Genomic DNA, 22730 nt, shown 5'->3' on the forward strand with positions numbered 1-22730 from the left:
AGCCGCGCGGAGCCCGGCGGCGCCCGGCGGCGCCCCCGCGGACGCCACCACCGCCGACATCGCCCGCGCCGGCGCCCCCGCGGCCGGTACCCTGATCCGGTGACCGACGCGACCCCCACGCACTGGACCCTGACGCTCGTCTGCGACGACCAGCCCGGGATCGTGCACGCCGTCTCCGGAGCGGTCGTCGCCGCCGAGGGCAACATCACCGAGTCGCAGCAGTTCTCCAGCGCCGACACGAACACGTTCTTCATGCGGCTGCAGGTCATGGCGCCGGTGGACCGCGCGACGTTCGAGGCGGCACTCGCCCCGGTCGCCGCCCGGTACGACGCCCGCGTCCAGCTCGACGTCGTCGGTCGGCCGACCCGCACGCTGGTGCTCGTGTCGAAGGCCGGGCACTGCATGAACGACCTGCTCTACCGGCAGCGCCGCGGGCAGCTGCCCATCGAGATCCCCCTCGTCCTGTCGAACCACGCGGACCTGTCCGAGCTCGCCGCGTTCTACTCGGTTCCCTTCGAACACCGCCCGGTCACGGACGCGGCGAGCAAGCAGGAGATGGAGCGGCGCGTGCTGCAGGCGGTGGAGGAGCACGACATCGAGCTCGTCGTCCTCGCCCGCTACATGCAGATCCTGTCGCCGGAGCTGTGCGCCGCGCTCGAGGGCCGCGCCGTGAACATCCACCACTCGTTCCTGCCCGGGTTCAAGGGCGCGAACCCGTACCGGCAGGCGCACGCCCGCGGCGTGAAGCTCATCGGTGCGACCGCGCACTACGTGACGAGCGACCTCGACGAGGGCCCGATCATCGAGCAGAACGTCGTCCGCGTCGACCACACGAAGGACCCGAACGAGCTGGTCTCCATCGGCCAGGACGAGGAATCCCGGACGCTCACCCAGGCGGTGCGCTGGATCGCAGAGGACCGCGTCCTGCTCGACGGCGCCCGCACCATCATCTTCAAGTAGGCAGCACCATGACCAACGCCCCGCAGTCCCCCGTCGACTGGGACGGTGTCCCGGCACCGACACCGGCAGCCGGCTCCCGACGGCGCCCGGACGGCTGGCGGGTCCTGCGGGTCGTCGTGTGCGTGTTCGGCCTGCTATCCCTGGTGTACTGGGGCTACCTCGCGTGGCCGTTCCCGTTCCCGGGCGTCCTGTTCATGATCGGCGCACCGCTGTTCGCCGCCGTGGTCTGGTACTTCTTCCGCTCGCCGCGCTCCCCGATCGAGACCGACATCGTCGGCAAGACCATCGTCGAGGTCGCCCTGGTCGTCGCCGCAGGCGGCGCCTGGCTCGCGATCGGGCACCCGGTGGTGGGCCTGGTCTTCGTCGTGGTCGCCGCCCTGAGCGGTGTGGTCGCGTTCCGCAGGGAGACCGCATGAGTGCCACGGGCCTCCAGACCGGCCGGGAGGCCCAGCGCACCCTGGTGCGCGCAGCCCGCGTCGTCGACGCGGCCGGCACCACGGCGGACGGCTGGGTCCTCGTCGTCGGTGACGCGGTCCACGCGGTCGGCTCCGGCCGGGACGCCCCCGCGGCGGACCAGGTCGTCGACCTGGGCGACGCGGTCCTGACGCCCGGCTTCGTCGACCTGCACGGCCACGGTGGAGCGACCCAGGCGTACGAGGACGACACCGTCGACGCGGCGCTCGCGATGCACCGGGCGCACGGCACGACCCGCTCGGTCCTGTCGCTCGTCGCGAACCCCGTCGACGCCCTCGTGGCGTCGCTCGAGCGGATCCGCGCCGTGCGGACGGCCGACCCGGTCGTGCTCGGCGTGCACCTGGAGGGGCCGTTCCTGTCCCCGCACAACAAGGGCGCACACAACGAGTCGTTCCTCGTCGACCCGACACCGGCGGCCGTCGAGGCGCTGCTCGAGGCCGGCGACGGCGTGCTCCGCCAGGTCACCGTCGCCCCGGAGCTGCCGGGCGCGCTCGACGCCGTCCGCCGTTTCGTCGACGCGGGCGTCGTCGTGGCGGTCGGCCACACCGTCGGCACCCTCGACCAGGCACGCGCGGCCTTCGACGCCGGTGCGACCGTGCTCACGCACGCCTTCAACGCCATGCCGGGCATCCACCACCGGGCGCCCGGCCCGATCGGCGCCGCGATCGCCGACGAACGGGTGACCCTCGAGCTCATCCTGGACGGCGTGCACGTGCACCCGGTCGTCGCGGACACGCTGTTCCGTGCCGCACCCGGCCGGGTCGCGCTGATCACCGACGCGATGGGCGCCGCCGGGGCGGCCGACGGCTCCTACCGACTCGGGTCGCTCGACGTGACCGTCACGGACGGTGTCGCGCTGGTGGCGGGGACCGGGACGATCGCCGGCTCGACGCTCACGCAGGACGTGGCGCTCCGCAACGCCGTCGCGCTCGCCGGGCGGACGCTGCCCGAGGCCGTCGCGGCCCTGACGAGCGTGCCGGCTGCGGCGTTGGGGCTCGGCGACCGGCTGGGCCGGCTCGCGCCGGGGTACGCCGCGGACCTCGTGGCGCTGTCACCGGCGCTCGAGGTGCAGCGGGTCTGGGGCGGCGGGCGCGAGCTGGGCTGAGCGCTCAGTCGCCCCCAGATCGACCGGCGTCAGTCGCCGTCCGTCCGCGGACATCGACGGACCGGGACGCGACGCCGCCCGGACGACCACCGATCATGACCACCGCGTCTGCTGCGGCGATCGTCGACCGTCGATGAGAGATCATGACGATCGTGACCTCGCCGCGCAGCCGCTGCAGGGCGTCGTCGACGATCCGCTCGGATTCCGCATCGAGCCCGGACGTCGGCTCGTCGAGGAGCAACACGTCCGGTCGGACGAGCAGCGCTCGGATGATGGCCACTCGCTGACGCTCGCCGCCGGAGAGCGTCGTCGCGTCCCGTGTCGCTTCGAGCCCTCCCACGGTCCTCGTGAGACAGAACGCCTCGAGGAGCTCAGCGAGCAGCACGGCGTCGAGTTCTCGGCCGTCCAAGGAGAGGTTGTCGTACACGCTCCCGGGCCGCATCGTCGCGGCTTGATCGACAAGACCGATCCGGCTCCGCAGCGCCGCTTCCGGTAGTTCGTCCACGGACACGCCGTCGAGCAGGACGGCTCCTGCATCCGCCGTCGTGAACCGTTCGACCAGGTTGAGCAGCGTCGTCTTCCCCGCGCCGGACGGGCCGATGATCACCGTCCGCTGTCCGGCGCGGGCCGTGAAGCTCACGTCGTCGAGGAGCAGCCGCCCCTCGACGCGGAGTGTGATCCCCTGGAAGTCGATGCGCGGCGCCGACCCGCCCTGCTCGACGGTCAGGGACTCGTTCCGTGGCAATGGCCGCTCCATCGCGGTCACACCCTCGATGCGACGATGGGCGCCCTGTGCTTCGAGGACGGCGACCGCAGCGTTCAACAGCTCCGTACTCGGTTGGACGAGGAGCCCGAAGAACATCACGAACGTCGCGAGGTCGGCGATCGTGGTCCCACCGCCGGCCACGCGGAGCCCGCCGGTCACCAGCACGCTGACGAAGGCCGATTGGAAGGCGAGTTGCGTCACGGGCGCCACCCAAGCCCGGGTCACAGCGATGCGCTCGCCGTGCCGTCGCACCTGCTCTGCCAGGGCTGCCCCTCTGCGGATGGCATGCTCCTCGCCGCGGTACGCAGTGATCACCAGTCGCGACGAGGCGACTGCCTCGATCTCGTTCCCGTAGCGCCCGAGCGCCACCTGCGCCTCGTCCGTGAGCTCGGAGATCCGTTTCCCCGCCAGGAGCGCGACTGAGGCGGCGCCACCGATGGCAGCCAACGCGACTGCGAAGGTCAGCGGATCGAGGAGGATGAGCGCCACGACGCTGCCCACCACGAGGACGAGGGCTCCGACGACGTCGACGAAACCGGAAGCGGCAGCACGCCGGAGCGCCGCGACGTCGGATGTGCCGCGGGACACGAGGTCTCCGATCCCGTCACGCCGTATCCAGCCCGGTGGCGCGGTGACGATGGCCGAGAAGACCGTTCTCCGCAACGAAGCCGCCGCGTGTTCCGCTGCCGTTTCGACCAGACGTTCCCGGACACCGGTCAGGACGGCGACAGTACCGAGCAACGCAGCGAACGCCACGACGGCCCACCAGGGGATGGCCGCACCGGAGGTGGCTCCTTCGATGACCTGCTGCAGGACGAGCGGCTGGGCCAGTGCTGCTCCCGACGCGAGGAGTCCGGCCACGGCTGCTGTCACGACGCGTCCGCGCGCACCGGCGAGGTGCCCCCACAGGACCCGGACGATGGACATCACGATGCCTTCCACTCGGATGGGTGAACGGTGTGCTCCCGGGGGTCGAGAGCACACCGTTCACGTCTGGAGCGCTCAACAAATGGCGAAGCTGATCGTGCTGATCACCTTGCAGTTGATGCTGACGCTGGAGCCTGCACGCAGCTCGATGTCATCCTGCGACTCGAGACCCTGCAGCGAGAGGACCTGGTTCTTCATCTGTTCCACCTCCCTCCATCGCTCGGGACGGTACCGTCGCGCGGTCGCGCGCCGGAAGCAATCGGTCGGCGTTCGGTACGGGGAGCCAGCCGAGCGGCCGACCTGCCGCCTCGTGGAGGGCGAGGAGCGCCCCCGCGGACCCGGTGGAGAGATCGAACGAGAGTCGGTACGAGAAGTCGCCGGGAACCACGTCGAACCCGTTCCGGCGGAGGAGGTACAGCTCGAGTGTCCGTACCGCTCGGGGGACGAACGTCGATGCACCATCGAGGTGCAGGGCCGTGTCCACCGCGGCCGCCGCCGTGATGAGTCCGGACGCACCTCGGAAGAGGCCGGGGCTGTAGTAGCAGCGCGACTGCGTCGTCACACCGATGCCGTGGAGTTCGTCCTCCCACTCATCCGAACCGGTCCTCGCTCGGTAGGAGGCGATCGCGACGGCGAGCCCCGCGCTCCCCCCGGCGAGGTACGGGATGACTCGCGCGTCCTCCTTGACCTGGAACATCCCGTCCCGAGACACCACACAGATGTCGAGTTCGTGCTCGATGGCTCTCCGAGCGCCGTCGAGGTAGGCACGGTTCGTCGACACGCGTGAGCATGCGGTGAGGAACAGCGCGACGCCCGCCCATCCGTCGATCAGCCCGATCGGGACTCCGTCCGGGTCTTCCACACGGAGTTCTGGGTGCCGCTCGACACGACCCAGCAGGTCGTCGGCGACGCTGAGCGCGGGTGCGAGGAGGGCGCCGAGTCCCGCCAGCTCACTCGCCTGCAGCAGGAGCAGCCCACGCCCGGCCGAGCCCGAGCGGATCGCCACGTCGTCGTCAGGAGGGGCGGCCGCGACGCGTTCGAGGAGCGGGCGGGCCTCCTCGATCAGTCCGAGCTCGAGGAGGACGCCTGCCACACCGGCGGATCCGGAGAAGAGACCGGTGTCGGCACCGGCCCCGAGCAGACGCTGCGCCGCCTCGATCAGCCAGAGCCGTGCCTCGTCCGGCACTCCTCCTGTCCGGCTGAGTGCCAAGACGACTCCCGCGGCCCCTGTCGCGACGTCGTCGCGACCGTGTCGGTTCTCGTACTGTCGGATGTCTCCGGGAGCCAGCCGGTCCGTGTCGGGGACGAGGCTGTCCAGGAGTCCTTCTCGGAGCGACTCCGTGACGGCCCGCATGTCCGACGGGCTGGCGAGCCGGTGCTGTGACGGCGCGAGCGGTCCTGCCGCAGCCGGCGTGAGCGCTGCAGCACGCGCCTCGATGTCGCGGATCAGGGCGACCGGCTCCGCCCCGAACTGCTCCTCGATCCACCGGTCGTGCTCCGACGCCAGCTCCGGGGCGAGGTCGATCGTGGGGCCGACCGGGAGGAACACGAATCGCGCGATCCGGGCCAGCGCGAACCAGTCCATGCCCTCGCGGCTGGACCCGGGAGGGGCAGCGAAGCCGACGGTCATCAGGCCCGAGTGGACTTCGTCATCGAGGTCACTGGCCGCCTCGAAGTCGATCAGGCGGACTTCGCCATCGGTGCTGATCATGATGTTCGCGGGTTGCAGGTCACCGAGTCCCACTCCCCGCGCATGCACGTCGACCATCGCTGCTCGGGCTTGGCGGACGATGCGACAGGCGTCGCTCGTGAACTGCCCCACGTCGGCATCGCGTCCGAACGGGTAGAAGGCAGCCGTCCACGAGTTCAACGTCGTCCCTTCGACGTAGTCCTCAGCGATGAACCGGTGCTCCCAGACCGAGAACTCGTCGTGGATCCGTGGCACCCACGGGCTGCCGTCGAGGCGCCGGAGCACATCGGCTTCGATGGCGAGCCTCGCGACGGCATCTCGCCCCTGTCCGTCGAGTCCGGCGCCGGGCCGTGCCTCCTTCAACACGACCTGCAGGCCGTCCGTGGAACGGGTCGCCCGGTAGACGCCGCCTCCGTTGCTGTGGTGGAGAGCGCTGTGCACGTCGTACGGCATCTCTGCATCGTCCGACGTGGCTTCCAGCTGTTCCCGGACACGACGCACCGCTGCGGGCTCTTCGACGAAGTCGGGTTCCGAGTAGACAGGTGCCCGGTCGTCACGGACGACGTTGCCGTCGGGGTCCGTGATGCCGAGGTGCCCTCCGCCGTCCGGGCCGCTCGTCCGCTGCTCCACGAAGCCTCCGTAGCGGTATGAGACGTTGCCGGATCGCCAGCGTCGGTCGCTGAGGACGTACGGCCCCGCAGGCATCCCCGCGAGCGTGGTGTCCAGCACGTCGAGCAGCTCGACGAAGTCGTCGTCGTCCCTCGGGTAGACGGTCACGAACTTGCCGGAACTCGATCGATCGCCGTACTTGGAGTTCTTGAGCAGGAGTTCCATCACCGCACCCACGAACTTGAACGGCGTACCGCGCTGGTACAGGACAGGCGCGATGCGGTCGAGCGTCTCGTCCGCGCCCGAAGCCGGGGCCGTGATGTGGATCTTCCACCCCTGCGCGGGCAGGGACGCCCCGGGGACGAAGACGTACGTCCAGTGCTCCTCGGCACGGACTTCCCATCCGTCGGGCGGCTCGGGCAGCACGTGCAGCTGGTCGGCCGGACGAACGGGGTTCACGTAGACGGACTCGTCTGCTTGCAAGTACCGCAGGTAGCGGAAGTCCATGGAGTGGCTCCTCGATTCGGGCCGGACCGGTCCGGGCGTCACCGCCCGGGCCGACCCGGCTGATCATCAACAGACGGCGATGCTCGCCGTGCTCGCCGGCATGATCGTCGTGAGGGGGCAGAGGAAGTAGCTCGTCATCGAGAAGATGCTGTCCGCCTGCGCCGGGGTGTCGGCGGGGCCGACCTTCATCCCCTGGAGCGCGAGGACGGAACGCCCCTTCATCGCGATGCCTCGCCGTTCGGACTCGTCGGGCACATGTAGATGCTCAACGAGGACTGCTGCTTGCAGATGAGGCTGAGGTTGGACGTCAGGCCGGCCTGGGCGACGTCGTCCGCAGCGAGACCCTGCAGGTCGAGCACGGCGGCGCTGTCGGAGCGCCGTTGGATCAGAGTTGCGGTGGGCATGTGGTTCCTTTCGTTCTGTTTCCGGGGGTCCTTGGGCGCTTCGGATCAGCGGATCCGAGCGGGGGCCAGGTCGAGCGTGGCGAAGGCCGGGTCCTCCGCCCCGTGGAGGTTCGCGGCAGCAGCGCGAAGCGACGCGATGGACAGCACGGGTCCGAAGAGCCGCCCCGGCTGGCTCCGAAGGGCGATGCTCGTCACCGACACGACCTCCCCTGCTCCGCCAGGGACGGGGACGGTCCAGGGGCCACCCGACGCGCCACGCTCGAGGGCGGCGTCCACCGAGAGCATCGGGACGGCACCAGCCGGCGTGACCCGTGCTGATCGCCAGCGCGGGCGCTCTGCTCGGAGCAACTTGTTCTCGATGCCGACGAGCGTCACGCGGTCGGGCAGCGTGCCTGTGTGCAGGTCGGCTGCCGCGAGATCGTCGAACCGGTCGGCACGGAGAAGAGCGAAATCGTGCTGCACGTCTCCTGACTCGACCCACGGTCGAGGCACCGCCATGCGGAGTGCGACGACGTCGTCAGGACGCCCGGATCTCCACGAGTGTCTTCGTGGTTCGCGCCACGGAGAAAAGCGCACGTGAATCGGTCGGGACTCAAGCCAACGGAAATGCACACAATGCGCCGCGGTGAGCAGGAAATGCGACCCGTCGACATCGACGAGAGCACCGGTCCCAGCAGAACGGGAACGTCCCGAGAAACTGAGGACCTTCCCGAAGCAGCTCACCCCGGACACAGCCCGACAGCTCTCCTACCAGTGGCGAACCGTCGAGTACGCATCACCCAGAAGGAGAACGGGTCGGAAGAAACACCTGATCATGGTCGACAACAGCCACTGCAACCCCCTGTGAGTGCGGCTCATCTGCGAACGACACGGTCGGTATCGGCTCGTCCGTGTCTCGATCCGCCGTCCGGCCAGACCCCCTGACTGACGACACGTCCACCGTAAACACCGCTCGTCCGAAATGTCCACCCCAATCGAGATATTTTCTCGACGACAATTCGACCGGGCGCGAAACGCCTGGAGAACCGCCTTGACACGAATTGCTCGCGACACGCAGAATCGAAATCATGGCCACAGGGGAGAGCCCACCGCCGATCACGCTGCGGCGTCACCGGGCCGGCAACGTCGCCCTCGTGCTCGCGGTCTGTGCGGTGACGGCGTCGGTCGTGTGCTCGATCGTCGTCGGCGTCGGGCTCGGTCCCCTGGAACTCCGACAGCAGACAGGCACTCCTTCACCGCACGACGCGACGGCTGCTGCCGTCTACGTCGCGCTGGCTTGGTCCAACGTCATCTGGACCGGCCTGGGCGTCTGGGCGCTCGTCCTGGGGACGACTGCGATCGCCAAGAACCGGTCACGAGGAGCAGGCATCGCTGCAGTCGTCATCGCGGCGGTCGGCCCCGTGGCCTCGTTCGCCGTCTGGGTCGGGCTCACGCTGCTGACCGCGCCTCTGGGGTGACCGCGGACGCAGGACGACGCCCGCCACGACGGCACAGGGCCGGGCGCTCAGTCGCCCGGCGGCCGCCGTGCTGCCGCGACGAGCGCGGCGGCGACCAGCCGCTCGGCGTGCTCGTCGGGCACCCCGAGCCGTCGCACCGTCTCGACGTAGGACCGCGCGGCGGCGACCGCGGCACGTTCGGTGTCGTCGTCGTGCAGGCGGACGACCGTGCCGTTCCGCCCGCGGGTCTCGACCAGGCCGTCGGACTCGAGCTCGCGGTACGCCCGGGCGACGGTGTTCGGCGCGAGACCGAGGTCGGCGGCGAGCTTGCGGACGGTGGGCAGCCGCTGGCCGGCGCGCAGGGCTCCGCCGTGGATCTGCTGCACGAGCTGCTGCCGGAGCTGCTCGAACGGTGGGAGCCGCGATGCGGCGTCGATCTCGATCATCGGTGCGCCCGTGGTCTCAGTGCCCGCGCTGCGCGGCGACCCCGGCGGGTGTGCCGGGCCAGAGCTGCTCGAGGTACCACGTGTCGGCGATGCGGCTCATCCTGACGAGCACGACGCTGCCGGCCGTGATGACGAACGCGGGGAGCAGCAGCCACGCCGACGCGGTGTCCGTCACGAGCAGGGTGCTGCCGATCAGCGTGATGAGCAGGACCTGTCGGATGCCGGTCGCCACCCCGTTGAGCGCCGACGAACGGAGGGCGTCGTCCCACATGAGCTCCTCGGTGGTGGCGGCGGGCTGTCCGCGGAGGACGAGGCGGCGGCCGAGGACCTCGAGGGCGACGAGGCTCAGGGTGGAGACCGCGAGGAGCGGGGCGACGACCACGGCGAGCCGCAGGTCCCGTCCACCGAGCTCGACGGCGACCAGGGCGATCGTGGCGAGCCAGAGCACCCACGCGAGCAGTCGGAGCAGGCTCGGCACGTAGGCCGAGAGTGTGACGGTGTCGAGGCGGGCGACCCGCGGGCGGTCGTCCGGCCGGAAGGCACCCAGGAAGGACGCCCAGACGAGCCCGGCGCCGTACCCGGCGACGGCGACGGCCGCGCAGGCGTAGAGGCCGACCCGGTCGTGCTGCGAGCCGGTGGCGAACGTCACCCCGAGGGCGAGGGCGAGCCCTGCCAGGCCGCCGGAGGCGCTCCCGAGCAGTCGGGCGGCGGTCCGGGCCCGCAGATCGGCCTCGAGCGCCGGCGGCACCGGGAGTCCGACGCGGGCGGCGAGGCGTTCGACCTGCCACGCCTGCACCGAGCGGGACCGGGCGCTCACGGCGACGAGGACCAGCGAGAGCGCGATCGCGCCGAGGATCCAGCCTGCTGCACCGTCCATCGTGACCCCACTCCCTCGTCAGGCGTTGTGGCATCACATTGGTACAGAACCGGTTCTGTGTCAACCCATCCACGGCAGTCAGGGGCCGGGCACCGCCACGCGGACCGCGCTGATCCGCCCGTCGTGCGTGCGGGCCGTCGTCGCCGGGTCGTAGCTGTCCGCGGTGGCGAGGTACAGCGTGCGGCCGTCGTCCCCGCCGAGGGCGCAGTCGACGGCGCACCGACCGGGAGCGTCGATCCGGTCCGTGACCTCACCGCCCTCGACGACCCGCAGGAACTCGCCCGTGTCCACCGAGCAGACCCAGACCGCCCCCTCGGCGTCGACCGTGCTGCCGTCCGGCGTGACCCCCTCCGGCAGGGTCGCCCAGGTCCGCCGCCCGGTGAGCGAGCCGTCCGCCTCGATGTCGAACGCGGTCAGCCGTCCACCCCAGGTCTCGCTGACGACCAGGGTCCTGGTACCCGGCAGCACGTTCGCGCTGTTCGGGAAGACGAGTCCGTCCGCGGCGAGCCGGGCGGACCCGTCGGGCTCGACCACCCAGAGCGGTCCGGGGCAGAGCTCCTCGCCGCCGTACAGGTCGTAGCCGAACGCGCCGATGTAGGTCCGGCCGGTGGCCTCGTCGACGACCAGGTCGTTGACGAGCGACGACTCGACCGACGACAGGTCGGCGAAGACCGACGTCGACCCGTCGGGCTCGACCGCGACGATCGTGCGGGACTCCATCGCACTGACGACGAGCCGACCGTCGGCGAGCCAGCCGAGGCCGGAGGACTGCCCGTCGACCCGGGCCTCGCGCCGCGGGGCGGTGTCGGCGGACGGGTCGACCGAGAAGACCTCGCCGGTGTGCATGTCCGAGTACCAGAGCCGGCCGGCCCGCCAGCGGTTGCCCTCGGGGAATCGGATACCGGTGACGACGTCGGTCGCTGCGTCCAGGGAGATGTGCACGGATCCACCCTGCCACCCGGGTCGTGGGCGGTCGGCAGCGTCCGCGCAGCCTTGCGAAACGGAACGGTGTTCCGTATTGTTGCGTGCGTTCCGGAAACCTGTTCCGGAAATCCTTGGACGAGAGAGAGCCGCACACCGTGACGACGAACCAGCACCCGATCCCCACCCCCTTCACCGCCGCCTCGACCGCTGCCGACGTCCTGGACGGCGTCGACCTCGACGGCCGCCACGTCGTCGTCACCGGCGGCCACGGACGCCTCGGCCGTGAGGCCACGCGCACCCTCGCGGCAGCCGGTGCGCACGTCACCGTTGCTTCCCGCGACACCGCACGCGCCGCCGCCGCGGTCGCCGGGATCCCCGGCGTCCGCGTCGAGGAGCTCGACCTCGCCGACCCGGCATCGACCGACGCGTTCGCGGCCCGCTGGACGGCGTCCGGCCGCCCGCTGCACGCGCTCGTGAACAACGCCGCCGTGCTCTTCTCGCCGGAGCGCCGCCTCGACGCCCGCGGCAACGAGCTCGCGTTCTCGACGTCCCACCTCGGCCACTTCCGGCTCACGACCGCGCTGCTCCCCGCCCTCCGGGAGGCCCGTGGTGCGCGGGTCCTCACCGTCACGTCCGGCGCGGCCCGGTTCGGGCAGATCCACTGGGACGACCTCGCGTTCGCCGGCGGGTACGACCCGGGTGCGGCCTACGGGCAGTCGAAGCGGGCCAACGTCCTGTTCACCGTCGAGCTCGACCGCCGGTACGCCGACCAGGGCATCCGGGCCTTCGCGGCCCACCCCGGCGTCGCCATCGGTCCCGGACCGCACGACGCCGACCGGCTCGCCTCGTTCCGGGAGCAGGGCCTGGTCGACGACGACGGCGCGACGATGATCGACCCCACCGTCGGCAAGAAGACGATCGAGCAGGGCGCGGCGACGATCGTGTTCGGTGCGGCGAGCCCCCTGCTCGACGGCATCGGCGGGGTCTACCTGAAGGACAGCGACGTCGCCGTGCTCGACGACGAGGTCCGCCCCCTCACCGCCGACCACATCCCCTCGGACGCGAACACCGCGATGCTCGACCCGGACGACGCCCGCCGTCTGTGGACGGTGAGCGAGCAGCTCCTCGCCTGAGCCGGGCCCACCCCCGCGGCCGCCCACTCGCTCAGCCGCCCACGCACTCACCGGTCGACCGGACGCCCCCGCTGTCCGGTCGCCCAGCGCGTGTCCGCCGCGTCCCCGACCCGGAGCGACAGCGTCCCGCCGCGGGTCACGAACGACGCCGGCACCCACGACCGCTCGAGCGTCCGCCCGTCCAGCCGTGCACCGTGGACGTACGGCTCGGTCCCGGAGGACCGGATGACGATCCGCTCCCCGCTCGACCGCCGGATGTCCACGGTGCTGAAGGTCGGGCTGCCGACGAGCATGTCCGCACGACCCGGTGTCTGCGGGAACAGCCCGATCGACGCGAAGACGTACCAGGCGCTCATCGTGCCGAGGTCGTCGTTGCCCGGCAGGCCGTCGGGGCCGGTCGAGTAGGCGTCGTCGACGACGCGGCGCACGGTCTCCTGCGTCTTCCACGGGGCGCCGAGCGCGTTGTACATCCACGGCGTGTGGATGTCGGGTTCGTTCGTCGGGTCGAACTTCGTGGCGTCGCCACCGGTCACGGCCCAGTTGCCCGAGGCGTCGTGGAAGAAGGCGTCGAGCCGGGCGATCGCGGCGTCGTCACCGCCGAGGGCGCTCGACAGCCCCTGCACGTCCTGCGGCACGAGCCACGTGTACTGCGCACTCGTCCCCTGCGCGAACCCGGTCCCGGTCGAGGGCGACCAGCCCGGCGTCCACGAGCCGTCGGCCTGCCGTGCCGCCTGGTAGCCGACGGCGGCGTTGAAGGTGTTCTCCCAGTACGTCCCACGCTCCGCGAACATCCGGGCGTCGGAGCGAAGTCCGAGGGAACCCGCCCAGTACCCGAGCGCGCTGTCGGCGATCGAGTCCTCGAGGGTCTCGGCGGCCCCACCCCAGCACGAGCAGTCGTCGTTCGCCGCGTAGTGCCGCTCCAGGTACTCGTCGAGTGCGGGCCGCTGCGCCAGGCACTGCCCCGGGCACCCGATGTCGCTCTCGGCGTCGGTGTTCTCGACCGTCGCCTGGTGCTTCAGGGAGGCGTAGGCGGCCCGGACGTCGAAGTTTCGGACACCCATGGCGTACCAGGTGGCGAGCGTCGCGGCCGAGGGGTCGCCGGTCATCACGTGCGTCGGCGCTCCGAGGTGCAGCCACCGGTCCCACACGCCGCCGTTCTGCTCGGCGAACCGCAGCATCGACTGCGCCATGTCCCCGGCGACGTCCGGCCGCAGCAGTGCGAGCAGCTGGATCTGCGCCCGGTACTGGTCCCACCCGGAGTACGTGCCGTAGACGGCCCGGTGTCCGCGGTCCATCCTGTGCACCCGCTGGTCCGGCCCGAGGTAGCGGCCGTCGCGGTCGTTCAGCGTGTTCGGCTGCATGAGCGCGTGGTAGACGGACGTGTACAGCTGGGTGGTCCGGTCCGCCGTGCCGCCGCCGACGCGCAGGCGCGACAGTTCGCGGTTCCAGGAGGCCCGTGTGCCGGCCGCCACGTCGGCGACGGTCGAGCGCTTCGTCACCTCGCCGTCGCGGTTCGCGACGGCGCCTGCGGCGCTGACGTACGAGATGCCGATCCTGGCGTGCACCGTCGCACCGCGACGCGCGTCGAAGCCGACCCACGCGCCGGAACCGCGTCCGGCACGGTCGGCGCCGGTCAGGTAGCCCTCCCCACCGGAGGAGGACGTGCCTCCCGGCCGGACCGTGCCGTCCTGCCAGGTGCCGGTGCTCGTGAACGAAGTGTCGAAGGTGGCCGTGAAGTACAGGCGGTAGTAGCTGCGGCGGTCGGGGTTGGTGGCGCCGCCGCCGTTCGCGCGGCGGCTGCAGAAGCCACCGGTCAGGACGCTGCCGCTCACCGTGCGGGTGCGGGCGTCGACACGGGTGGTGGCGGCCTCGCTGCCGTTGATCGAGTTCGACGTGCGGAAGAGCAGGTTCGCGTCCTTGCCGGCCGGGAACGCGAACGCGCCGACGCCGGCACGGGTGGTGACGGCGAGGTCGGTGCGGACGCCGTTGTCGAGCGCGACGCTGTACCGGCCGGGACTCGCGGACTCGTCGTCGTGCGAGTACCCGGCGGCGTAGACGGCGTCCTTCGAGTCGGCCGACGGCGAGGTCGTGACCGGTGTCGTGACCGGCATGATCGGCACGTCCCCGGCGGCCCCCGGCGCACACCCGGCGCCGTTCAGGTGCGTCAGGCTGAAGCCGCGCAGCCGGTCCACGTCGTACGAGTAGCCGTTCGCGACCGGGGTCGAGGTCTGGTCACCCGCGGTGCCGGTCGGGCTCCACTGGAGCATGCCGAACGGTGCGGTGGCGCCGGGCCACGTGTTGCCGTCACCGCTCGTGCCGATGAACGGGTCGACGTACCGGGCGGGGTCGGACACGGGCCGACCCGCGTGCGACGTCTGCGACGCGGGCGACGCGACGGCCGGTGCGGCGGCGACCCCCGTCCCGAGCAGCGCGGCGATCGTGGCCACCGCGGCGAGCGGCAGCGGACGGAGGAGCGGGCGACGGTGCACGCGGGATCGGTTCACACGGGCGACGCTAGCCCCCTCGAACGGGGGACGCGCGATCCGTCACCGAGCGGTCTCCTGCTGTTCACGTCGCTCCTCGACGAACGCCCGGACCCGAGCGCGGAACGCCGGGTCCGCCGCCGGACCCTTCACCGGCACGACGTGCAGCCGCCGGTCACCACGACGGAGTGCCGGTCCGACGAACACCCCCTCGGTGACGTCCGGGGCGGTGGCGGCCCAGAGCGTCGAGCGGGCGCCGTCCGTGGCGGTCCGGGCCAGACTGCGGGCGACCATCCCGCCGAGGCGCTGCGTCAGGGTCTCCGCCTGGTCGTTCATCCCCGTCGCCGCGATGCCGGGGTGCGCGATCGCCGACCGGACGTCCGAACCGGCAGCACGGAGTCGCTCGCCGAGGTCGACGCTCAGCGCTGCGGCCGCGGTCTTCGAGTCGGTGTACACACCGAACTGCGAGTAGTCGGCCGGGCCGTCGACCCCGCCGGGTCCGGGTACGCGGCGGGTGCGCTGCGACAGGTTCGAGCCGACGAGCACGATGCGGGGCGACGGCCCACCGAGCGACGGGAGCATCACCTCGGCGAGCACGGCCGGTCCGACGACGTTCGTCGCCCAGGTGCGCTCGATGCCCTCGTCGGTGCGCCCGAACGTGCCGAGCGTCGCACCCGCGTTGTTGACGAGGGCATCCACGACGATGCCGTCCGCGGCGAGCTGCCGGGCGAACGCGGTGACGGACGCGACGGACGAGGTGTCGACGAGCCGAGCCTCCAGGTCGAGACCCGCGGGGAGGACGCGAGCCGCCTTGTCGAGGTCCCGCACGCCAGCGACCACGCGGGCGCCGGCGTGCGCGAGGGTCGTGGCGACGACGAGGCCGATCCCGCCGGTCGCGCCGGTGACCACCACGGTCCTGCCGTGCTGGTCGGGCATCGCTGCCGGTTCCCACTCGAAGCGGTCCATGGTCGTCTCCTGCTCGTTCGCCTACTGAATCGGATGATTCATCCGGAACGCTAGCACAACCGGATAGGGTGTCCACATGACGATCGCGATGGCCCGGCCCGAGGCGCTGCGCTCCGATGCCCAGCGCAACCGGACGGCACTGCTCGACGTGGCCCGCACGTTCGTCGACCGGGGCGAACCGGCCCTGCTCAACGCCGTCGCGCACGAGGCCGGAGTGGGGGTCGGGACCGCCTACCGGCACTTCCCGAGCCAGCAGCACCTGCTCGAAGCGCTCGCGATCGACGCGCTCGAGGACATGCTCGACCAGGTCCGCGACGCCGTCGTGCTGCCGGACGCGGCCGATGCGCTCCGAGGGGTCGTCACCGCCGCGTTCCGGAGCATGGTGGACGACGCAGCCCTCGGCGACCTGCTGACGAACGGCGGGTTCTCCTGTGCGGACACCGCTGCCCTCGCTGGCGACCTGGTCGTGTCCGTCGACGCACTGCTCGCGCGCGGACGCACCGAGGGGGTCGTCCGGACCGACGTCGACGCCGACGACCTCCGCCGACTGCTCTGCGGACTGCGCGAAGCGGCGGTCGCGGGCGGCACCCGGGTCAGCGATCCGGAGCGCTACGTCGAGATCCTGCTCGCCGGCCTGCGTCCGACGAGCTGACCGCCGCGCGGAGCACGCCGAGGCCGACGAGCGCGCCGAACCCGCAGACGGCCACCGCCGCGACGGCGACGGCGACGTAGGCCGCCTCGGTCGAGGACCCCCGGTAGGGCGTTTCGTCGAGCCACCCAAGTCCGGCGATCACGACGACCAGGCCGATCGCGACACTGCCGACGACCGCCAGCACCGCGTCACGGACGGCCCGGAGCACGGTGCGCGAGCGGTGTTCCACCGGTTCATCCTGCCGTGCGGCGGCGGGCACTGTCAGGATGGGCGCATGAGCGTCATGGTCTCCCTCTTCGATGCACGCCGCAGCCGCACCAGCGAGAAGTACACGGCCTTCCCCCCGGACGTCCTGCCGATGTTCGTCGCCGAGATGGACTCGATGCTCGCCGAGCCGGTGCGCGAGGCCCTGCTCCGCGCGGTCACCGACGGGGACACCGGGTACGTCGGCCACGGTCGGGCGCTGCCCGAGGCGTTCGCGGACTTCGCCGAGAGCCGGTGGGCCTGGCACGTCGACCCCGACCTCGTGCGCACCACCACCGACGTGTCGGTCGCCGCGGTGGAGATGCTGCGCCGGGTCATCGAGCCCGGCGACCAGGTCGTCGTCATGCCGCCCGTGTACCCGCCGTTCTGGGACTACGTGTCCGAGGCCGGCGGCACCGTGACCGAGGTGCCGCTGCTCGCACCCGACGGCCCCGCCGACCCGTTCGACACCACGGCAGGCTGGCGGATGGACCTGGACGGCATCGCCCGCGCCTTCGCCGACGGCGCCCGCACGGTGCTGCTCTGCAACCCGCACAACCCCCTCGGACTCGTGCACGACCGTGCCGCGCTCACCGCGCTCGCGAAGCTCGCCGCCGAGTGGGACGCCGTGGTCGTCTCGGACGAGATCCACGCGCCGCTCGTGCACGCCGACGGGGTCTTCACGCCGTTCCTGGAGTCCTGTCCCGAGGCCGCGTCGCTCGGGGTCGCCCTGACGAGTGCGAGCAAGGCGTGGAACCTGGCCGGCACCAAGTGCGCGCTCATCGTCGGCGCCTCGGAACGCGCCCGCGGCTGGTTCGACGCCCTGCCGACCGAGGTCGTCGAGCGCACCGGGATCCTCGGCTACACCGCGAGCATCGCCGCCTTCAGCGAGGGTGAGCCGTGGCTCGCGTCACTGCTCACCGAGCTCGCCGCGAACCGTCGCACCCTCGCCGAGCGGATCGGCGAGGTGCTGCCCGGTGCCGGCTACCGGCAGCCGCAGGCGTCCTACCTGGCGTGGCTCGACCTGCGCGCGCTGCCGTGGGGCGACGACCCCGCGGCGCTGCTCGTGGACGAGGCGAAGGTCGCCCTCGCCGCGGGCCCGGCGTTCGGTCGACAGGGCGCCGGGTACGCGCGCCTGAACTTCGGGTGCTCGGCGGAGACCCTCGACGAGGGACTCGACCGCCTGCACGCTGCCTACCGACAGCGCGCGGACGGCTGAACCGCCGGCCTACTCGAACCGCTGCCAGGCCGGCTTGTTCGTGTACGTGTAGCGGTAGTAGTCGGCCAGCTGCAGCCCCGCGGCGGCTTCCTCGTCGACGACCACCGTCGCGTGCTCGTGCAACTGCAGCGCCGAGCCCGGGACGAAGGAGCTCAGCGGCCCCTCCACCGCGGCCGCGACCGCGTCGGCCTTCGACGAGCCCTGCGCCACGAGGACGAGCTCACGGGCCTCGAGGATCGTGCCGAGCCCCTGGGTCATGCAGTGGGTCGGGACCTGCTCCGGCGAGTCGAAGAACCGGGCGTTCGCGTCACGGGTCGACGGCGCAAGGGTCTTGATGCGGGTCCGCGACGCGAACGACGACGTCGGCTCGTTGAACCCGATGTGCCCGTTCGCGCCGATGCCGAGGATCTGCACGTCGATCCCGCCGGCGGCCCGGATCGCGGCGTCGTACTCCTTCGCCGCGAACTCCAGGTCGGTGGCACGGCCGTCCGGCACCCGCACCCGGCTCGGGTCGAAGCCGAGCGGGCCGACGACGTCGCGCGCGATGACGCTGGCGTACGACTCCGGGTGCTCGAGCGGGATGCCGACGTACTCGTCGAGGGCGAACCCGCGGGCCTCGGCGAAGGTGATCTCCCCCGCACGGACCCGGCGTTGCAGGTCGGCGTAGATGCCCTGCGGGCTGGATCCGGTGGCGAGACCGATGACGGCGGACGGCTTCTTGGCGACGACGGACGCGATCTTGGCCGCGGCGACGCGACCGACCTCGTCCGGCGTGGGCAGGATGATGATCTCCACACCGCGATGCTACTGGTCATGACCAGTCTGCGACAGGGCGGGATCGGTAGCGTGGGTGCATGCCGACCCCCGACTTCGTCCTGTCCCTGCGATCGCGGATCGGCACCGAGCCGCTCTGGCTGACCGGGGTCACCGCCGTGGTCACCCGTGGCTCCGGGGCCGACCGGGAGCTGCTCGTGGTGCGCCGCGCCGACACCGGCGCGTACACCCCGGTCACCGGCATCGTCGACCCGGGCGAGGAGCCCGCGGTCGCTGCCGAACGCGAGGTCCTCGAAGAGGCCGACGTCGTCGCCGTCGCCGAGCGCCTCGCCTGGGTGCAGGTCCTGCCGGAGATGACGTACCCGAACGGCGACCGGGCGCAGTACCTCGACCTCGTCTTCGCCTGCCGCTGGGTCTCCGGCACGCCGGCACCCGCCGACGGCGAGAACACCGAGGCGTTCTGGGCCCGGCTCGACGCCCTGCCCGCGATGCAGCCGAACATGCGCGCCCGCGTCGAGGCCGCCCTGTCCGACGAGCACGCCGCGCGCTTCCAGCGCTGACGGCGGGGCGGTCGTCCGGCGGGCGGGCGGTCGTCCGACGGGCGGTCGTCCGTCGGGCGGTCGTCCGACGGGCGGTCGTCCGACGGGCGGTCGTCCGTCGGGCGGTCGTTCGTCGGCTCGTCGGCGTCCCTTGTCGGGACGGCGGGGCCGCCGGTACGGTGCTGGCACGGCGACGGTCGCCGTGCACGGACGGGAGGCACGCATGCGGTTCACGACGACGGTCCTGCAGGCGCGGAAGACGGCCACCGGGCTGCCGGTCCCGCCGTCCGTCATCGACGCGCTCGGCTCCGGCAAGCGCCCCGCCGTGGTCGTCACGATCAACGGCGGGTACACCTACCGGTCCACCGTCGGGGTCATGAACGAGCAGTTCCTCGTGCCGCTGTCCGCCGAGCACCGGGCGGCCGCAGGGGTGGCCGCGGGCGACTCGGTCGAGGTGTCCCTCGAGGTCGACACCCTGCCCCGCGTCGTCGACCTCCCCGAGGACCTCGCAGCGGCGCTGCAACAGGCCGGGGTCCGCGCGGCCTTCGACACGCTCTCGAACTCGCGGCAGCGGGCCCTCGCCGACCCGGTGTCCCAGGCGAAGGCCCCCGAGACCCGCGCCCGCCGCATCGAGAAGGCCGTCGACTCGCTGCGGTCCTGAGCGGGGCCGGGCCGCGGGCCGCGCCGTCTCGCCTTGGTGCAGTTTCGCGCGTGGGAGGTCGTTCCGCGCGTGGGGAGCCGTTCCGCGCGTAGGAAGCCGTTCCTTCCGTCTGCCCATGCGCGAAAGTGCTTCCCATGGCACGAGCAATGGGAAGGAACGACGGGCCGAACTCCCGCGGTCAGCGCCCGAGTTCGACCAGTACCCGCGGGATCTCGGTGAGCAGTTCACTCGCCAGGTAGCCGAGCGGTCCCACCTGCACGGCCAGGCGGTCCCCCGCGGTGGCGTGCACGGAACTGGCCCACGTGGCGGCCTGCGCCGGGTCGGCGCCACGGGCGAGGAGCCCGACGACGACGCCGGACAGCACGTCACCGCTGCCGCTCGTCCCGAGGCCGCCGGCACCGGTGCCCTTGATCCAGGTCCGACCGTCGGGGCTCGCGATGACGTCGGACAGGGCCACGACCGCGCCGTACCGCTCCGCGATCGCGAGGGCGTCGGCTTCGTCGTCCCCGCCGCACTCGCGGCCGAGCAGCCGTTCGGCCTCGCCACTGTTCGGCGTCATCACGAGTCGGCCGCGCAACGGTTCGAGCCGGTCCGCGACGTCGGCCGCGACGCCGAGGGCGAAGGCGTCCAGCACGACCAGCGTGTCGTCGCCGACGGCGTCCGCGATGGAGGCGACGAGGTCGCGCGCGCCGTCCGGTTCGTCCAGCCCTGGTCCGAGCAGCACGGCGTCGGCACTGCCGATGTCGTCCGCGATCGCCGCGAGTGCCCCCACGGCGATGTGCCCGGCGTCGTCCTGGTCGAGTGGTTCGACGCCCGACTCCGGCACGGCGACGGCGACCTCGGCTGCGACGCTCCGGGCGACGGCGAGCGTGAGCCGACCAGCGCCGACCCGGAGTGCGGCGAGCGCCGACAGCATCGCGGCCCCCGGCGTGCGGGCGGCGCCGCCGATGACGAGCACCTGGCCACGGCCGTACTTGCCCGCGCCGGGTTCGGGCAGCGGCCAGTCGCGCAGGAGGTTCGGGGTGATCTGTTCAGCGGACACGGACGTCGTCCTTCCGGCCGCTGTGCTCGGTGACCTCGGTCTCGTCGAGGTGCTCGACGGCCGAGAACTCCTCGAGCGTCCAGGGCTGCCCGACACCGTCGCGCCGCAGCCGGGTGAGCGAGGCGTTCGCCACGGTGTGGTCGCCGGCGAAGTCCATGAGGGCCGGTTCGTCGAGGTCGAGGCAGACCGCGACCATGAGCATGACGACGGCGTCGTGGGCGGCGAGGACCAGGCGGTCGGCTCCGTCGAGCCGGTCGACGTCGACGAGCAGGGACCGCAGCCGTGCCATCACGTCGACCCACGACTCACCGCCCGCTGGCCGGTGGTAGTACTTGCCGAGCCACTGCCGACGGCGCTCCTCGTCGGGGTGGCGGTTCCGCACCCCGGTCAGGGTGAGCAGGTCGAGGACGCCGAGTTCCCGGTCGCGCAGTCGCTCGTCCACCCGCTTCGTCGGTTCGGTGACGCCGCCGGCGGCGAGCGCGATCCCGATCGTCTGCTGCGCGCGGAGGTACGGCGAGACCCACAGCGCCGCGGACACGTCGTCCACGCCACGGTCGGCGAGTTCGCGGCCGAGTGCCCGGGACTGCTGCTCCCCGAGCGGGCTGAGCGGGACGTCGGCGTCGCGGTACTCGACCTCGATCACGTCGGCGCCCGCGCGTTCGGCACGCTCCGCGGCGACGTTGGCGAGGGATTCCCCGTGTCGGACGAGCCAGATCTCGGTGACAGCCATGCCCGCGACCGTAGACGACTGCCGCTGGACCCGTTCTCCGTCGCGGCTCCGGGAGCGTCAGCGGGCGACGTCGCGGGCGCTGCGGACCGGTCGGACGGCGCACGGCAGTCCGGCCGCGCGGAGCCTCCGGGTGAGTCGGTCGAGGTCCCACAGGTCGCGCCACTCCAGGCGGAGGATCACCCGCACCCCCGGCACGGTGAGCAACTGCTCGTGTCGGCGCTTCTCGTCGATGAACACCTGCGTGGCGTCGCGCCCGTTGCGGTACCGCTCCTGCGTGTACTTCGCGTGCCCGTCCATCTCGACGACCACGCCCTGTTCCGGGAACCAGAAGTCGACCTCGTACCGACGCCCCTCGACCACGAAGCGCTGCTGCAGGACCGGGACGGGCAGGCCGAGCTCGCGGAACACGACCCGCGCCAGTGACTCCGCGGGCGACCCGGAGCGCCCGTCGGCGATGTCGAGCGCGAGCACGGCGAGCCGGCGGCCACGGTCGTGCAGCGTCCCGCCGAGCGCTGCGGTGCACGCCTGTTTCGGGACACCGCTCCGTATCGCGGCGTCGGCGACGACGACGGTCGCCCGGGCGTCGCCGAGGAGCGCGATGTCGGCCACGGTGCGCGCGACCGTCGTGAACCGCACCCCGCCGTGATGCACGAGGTCAGTCGACCCGAGCGGCCTGGTGTGCAGGACGAGCGACTTCGTCCGTGCGCCGTACTGCGACTTCGGGACCGTGATGTGGACGTCCTCCGGCCAGCCGGCCAGCCAGGGCAGGCCGTGCGCCGCGACCGCCGAGACGTGCGACCCCGCGGCTGCGGTGCTCCGACGTCCGAGGCGGGCGAAGACCCGGGTGACGTACTGCTGGCGAGGGCCGGCCGCGTCCCAGTCGGCCCCGCGGACGAACGCGTTCGGTCCGACGCGGACGAGCCGGTCGGGGCCGTCCCCGGCGGCGCGGCGACGCATGGCGGCACCGGAGCGGCCTGCGTCGCGCATGGAGCTGGCGCGGTAGATGGCGAGTGGCTGTTCCATGCCGTCCACGGTGGAGGGCGACCACGCCGGGAGGTGCCGAGCATGTGGATCTGTGGACGGGCCTCCCGGCAGACCGTCCTGTGGAGGACGAACGTTCCTTCCCAATGCACCCGCAATGGAAAGGCGAATCGCGCGTAGGT

25 protein-coding genes are annotated in these 22730 nt (G+C 72.1%); 9 read left to right on the top strand and 16 right to left on the bottom strand.

The genetic code is table 11. The annotated features are described in order from the left end of the window. Positions 1-99: 99 nt before the first annotated feature. Genes purU through nagA form a run of 3 tightly spaced genes read left to right on the top strand, consistent with a single transcriptional unit; the run spans position 100 to position 2539 of the window. Positions 100-960 (top strand): formyltetrahydrofolate deformylase, encoded by an 861-nt coding sequence (gene purU, locus BIU97_RS08290; RefSeq protein WP_071254042.1) that lies wholly within the window; start codon positions 100-102, stop codon positions 958-960. A gap of 8 nt (positions 961-968) precedes the next feature. Beyond that, the gene (locus BIU97_RS08295) at positions 969-1376 is read left to right on the top strand and encodes a YrdB family protein (protein ID WP_083420863.1); all 408 of its coding nucleotides are present in this window, start codon (positions 969-971) and stop codon (positions 1374-1376) included. Then, positions 1373-2539 (top strand): N-acetylglucosamine-6-phosphate deacetylase, encoded by a 1167-nt coding sequence (nagA, locus tag BIU97_RS08300; RefSeq protein WP_071297437.1) that lies wholly within the window; start codon positions 1373-1375, stop codon positions 2537-2539. Before BIU97_RS08295 ends, nagA begins: the two co-directional genes overlap by 4 nt. 4 nt (positions 2540-2543) lie before the next feature. Here nagA and BIU97_RS08305 read toward each other — a convergent pair whose 3' ends face one another. From BIU97_RS08305 to BIU97_RS17630, 6 genes are all read right to left on the bottom strand, one after another. Further along, entirely contained in the window at positions 2544-4232 is a 1689-nt protein-coding gene (locus BIU97_RS08305) for an ABC transporter ATP-binding protein (RefSeq protein ID WP_139195971.1), read from the bottom strand. A gap of 75 nt (positions 4233-4307) precedes the next feature. Continuing rightward, positions 4308-4430 carry a class III lanthipeptide gene (locus tag BIU97_RS18540; RefSeq protein ID WP_217639470.1) on the bottom strand — a complete coding sequence of 41 codons (123 nt, stop codon included), beginning with the start codon at positions 4428-4430 and terminating at the stop codon, positions 4308-4310. Further along, the gene (gene lanKC, locus BIU97_RS08310; RefSeq protein WP_071297439.1) at positions 4384-7038 is read right to left on the bottom strand and encodes a class III lanthionine synthetase LanKC; all 2655 of its coding nucleotides are present in this window, start codon (positions 7036-7038) and stop codon (positions 4384-4386) included. The genes BIU97_RS18540 and lanKC overlap by 47 nt, the downstream gene beginning before the upstream one ends. 66 nt (positions 7039-7104) lie before the next feature. After that, positions 7105-7260, bottom strand: coding sequence for a hypothetical protein (locus BIU97_RS18050; protein WP_175472427.1), 156 nt, complete (start codon positions 7258-7260; stop codon positions 7105-7107). Further along, complete coding sequence (locus BIU97_RS08315) at positions 7257-7442, bottom strand: class III lanthipeptide (RefSeq protein WP_071254035.1); 186 nt, start codon at positions 7440-7442, stop codon at positions 7257-7259. Before BIU97_RS08315 ends, BIU97_RS18050 begins: the two co-directional genes overlap by 4 nt. Before the next feature lie 45 nt (positions 7443-7487). Further along, on the bottom strand, positions 7488-8174 hold the full coding sequence (locus tag BIU97_RS17630; RefSeq protein ID WP_139195972.1) for a trypsin-like serine peptidase: 687 nt from the start codon (positions 8172-8174) through the stop codon (positions 7488-7490). A gap of 335 nt (positions 8175-8509) precedes the next feature. On the opposite strand from BIU97_RS17630, the gene BIU97_RS08325 reads away from it, so the two are divergent. Next, a complete protein-coding gene (locus tag BIU97_RS08325; RefSeq protein ID WP_071297441.1) occupies positions 8510-8899 on the top strand; it encodes a hypothetical protein in 390 nt (129 codons plus the stop codon). 47 nt (positions 8900-8946) lie between these two features. Here the strand turns inward: BIU97_RS08325 and BIU97_RS08330 are convergent, their stop codons facing one another. The 3 genes from BIU97_RS08330 to BIU97_RS08340 all read right to left on the bottom strand — a co-directional run bounded on the left by BIU97_RS08330 (position 8947) and on the right by BIU97_RS08340 (position 11143). Continuing rightward, entirely contained in the window at positions 8947-9324 is a 378-nt protein-coding gene (locus tag BIU97_RS08330) for a GntR family transcriptional regulator (RefSeq protein ID WP_071297442.1), read from the bottom strand. Positions 9325-9340: 16 nt separating this feature from the next. Continuing rightward, on the bottom strand, positions 9341-10201 hold the full coding sequence (locus BIU97_RS08335; RefSeq protein ID WP_071297443.1) for a hypothetical protein: 861 nt from the start codon (positions 10199-10201) through the stop codon (positions 9341-9343). A 78-nt stretch (positions 10202-10279) separates the two neighbouring features. Next, positions 10280-11143 carry an SMP-30/gluconolactonase/LRE family protein gene (locus tag BIU97_RS08340; protein WP_175472428.1) on the bottom strand — a complete coding sequence of 288 codons (864 nt, stop codon included), beginning with the start codon at positions 11141-11143 and terminating at the stop codon, positions 10280-10282. A gap of 137 nt (positions 11144-11280) precedes the next feature. On the opposite strand from BIU97_RS08340, the gene BIU97_RS08345 reads away from it, so the two are divergent. Then, entirely contained in the window at positions 11281-12258 is a 978-nt protein-coding gene (locus tag BIU97_RS08345) for an SDR family NAD(P)-dependent oxidoreductase (protein WP_071297444.1), read from the top strand. A 47-nt stretch (positions 12259-12305) separates the two neighbouring features. On the opposite strand, the gene BIU97_RS08350 is transcribed toward BIU97_RS08345, so the two are convergent. Both BIU97_RS08350 and BIU97_RS08355 read right to left on the bottom strand, forming a co-directional pair. Further along, positions 12306-14762: a GH92 family glycosyl hydrolase gene (locus BIU97_RS08350; protein WP_254782947.1), complete on the bottom strand. Its 2457-nt coding sequence runs from the start codon at positions 14760-14762 to the stop codon at positions 12306-12308. A 42-nt stretch (positions 14763-14804) separates the two neighbouring features. Beyond that, entirely contained in the window at positions 14805-15707 is a 903-nt protein-coding gene (locus BIU97_RS08355) for an SDR family NAD(P)-dependent oxidoreductase (RefSeq protein WP_071297446.1), read from the bottom strand. 76 nt (positions 15708-15783) lie between these two features. Between BIU97_RS08355 and BIU97_RS08360 the strand changes: the two genes are divergently transcribed. After that, positions 15784-16359 (top strand): TetR/AcrR family transcriptional regulator, encoded by a 576-nt coding sequence (locus tag BIU97_RS08360; RefSeq protein WP_083420865.1) that lies wholly within the window; start codon positions 15784-15786, stop codon positions 16357-16359. Here BIU97_RS08360 and BIU97_RS08365 read toward each other — a convergent pair. Next, positions 16301-16588 (bottom strand): hypothetical protein, encoded by a 288-nt coding sequence (locus BIU97_RS08365; RefSeq protein ID WP_071297447.1) that lies wholly within the window; start codon positions 16586-16588, stop codon positions 16301-16303. The two genes, BIU97_RS08360 and BIU97_RS08365, sit on opposite strands and share 59 nt — an antisense overlap. Positions 16589-16633: 45 nt before the next feature. On the opposite strand from BIU97_RS08365, the gene BIU97_RS08370 reads away from it, so the two are divergent. Continuing rightward, on the top strand, positions 16634-17821 hold the full coding sequence (locus BIU97_RS08370) for a MalY/PatB family protein (RefSeq protein WP_071297448.1): 1188 nt from the start codon (positions 16634-16636) through the stop codon (positions 17819-17821). Positions 17822-17830: 9 nt separating this feature from the next. On the opposite strand, the gene nagB is transcribed toward BIU97_RS08370, so the two are convergent. Beyond that, positions 17831-18616: a glucosamine-6-phosphate deaminase gene (gene nagB, locus BIU97_RS08375; RefSeq protein WP_071254015.1), complete on the bottom strand. Its 786-nt coding sequence runs from the start codon at positions 18614-18616 to the stop codon at positions 17831-17833. A gap of 59 nt (positions 18617-18675) precedes the next feature. Between nagB and BIU97_RS08380 the strand changes: the two genes are divergently transcribed. Together BIU97_RS08380 and BIU97_RS08385 are read left to right on the top strand one after the other, a co-directional pair. Next, a complete protein-coding gene (locus BIU97_RS08380; protein ID WP_071297449.1) occupies positions 18676-19155 on the top strand; it encodes an NUDIX hydrolase in 480 nt (159 codons plus the stop codon). A 202-nt stretch (positions 19156-19357) separates the two neighbouring features. After that, on the top strand, positions 19358-19795 hold the full coding sequence (locus BIU97_RS08385; RefSeq protein WP_071254124.1) for a YdeI/OmpD-associated family protein: 438 nt from the start codon (positions 19358-19360) through the stop codon (positions 19793-19795). Between the two features lie 178 nt (positions 19796-19973). Here BIU97_RS08385 and BIU97_RS08390 read toward each other — a convergent pair whose 3' ends face one another. From BIU97_RS08390 to BIU97_RS08400, 3 genes are read right to left on the bottom strand one after another with little or no spacing between them, the layout of a single operon-like run. Further along, a complete protein-coding gene (locus BIU97_RS08390) occupies positions 19974-20837 on the bottom strand; it encodes an NAD(P)H-hydrate dehydratase (protein WP_071254011.1) in 864 nt (287 codons plus the stop codon). Continuing rightward, positions 20827-21567, bottom strand: a complete 741-nt coding sequence (locus BIU97_RS08395) for a histidine phosphatase family protein (RefSeq protein WP_071254009.1) — start codon at positions 21565-21567, stop codon at positions 20827-20829. The genes BIU97_RS08390 and BIU97_RS08395 overlap by 11 nt, the downstream gene beginning before the upstream one ends. 57 nt (positions 21568-21624) lie before the next feature. Continuing rightward, positions 21625-22590: a hypothetical protein gene (locus BIU97_RS08400; protein WP_071254007.1), complete on the bottom strand. Its 966-nt coding sequence runs from the start codon at positions 22588-22590 to the stop codon at positions 21625-21627. Positions 22591-22730: the final 140 nt, after the last annotated feature.

The organism is Curtobacterium sp. MCBA15_009 (genome assembly GCF_001864895.1).
In the GTDB taxonomy this organism is placed as follows: domain Bacteria; phylum Actinomycetota; class Actinomycetes; order Actinomycetales; family Microbacteriaceae; genus Curtobacterium.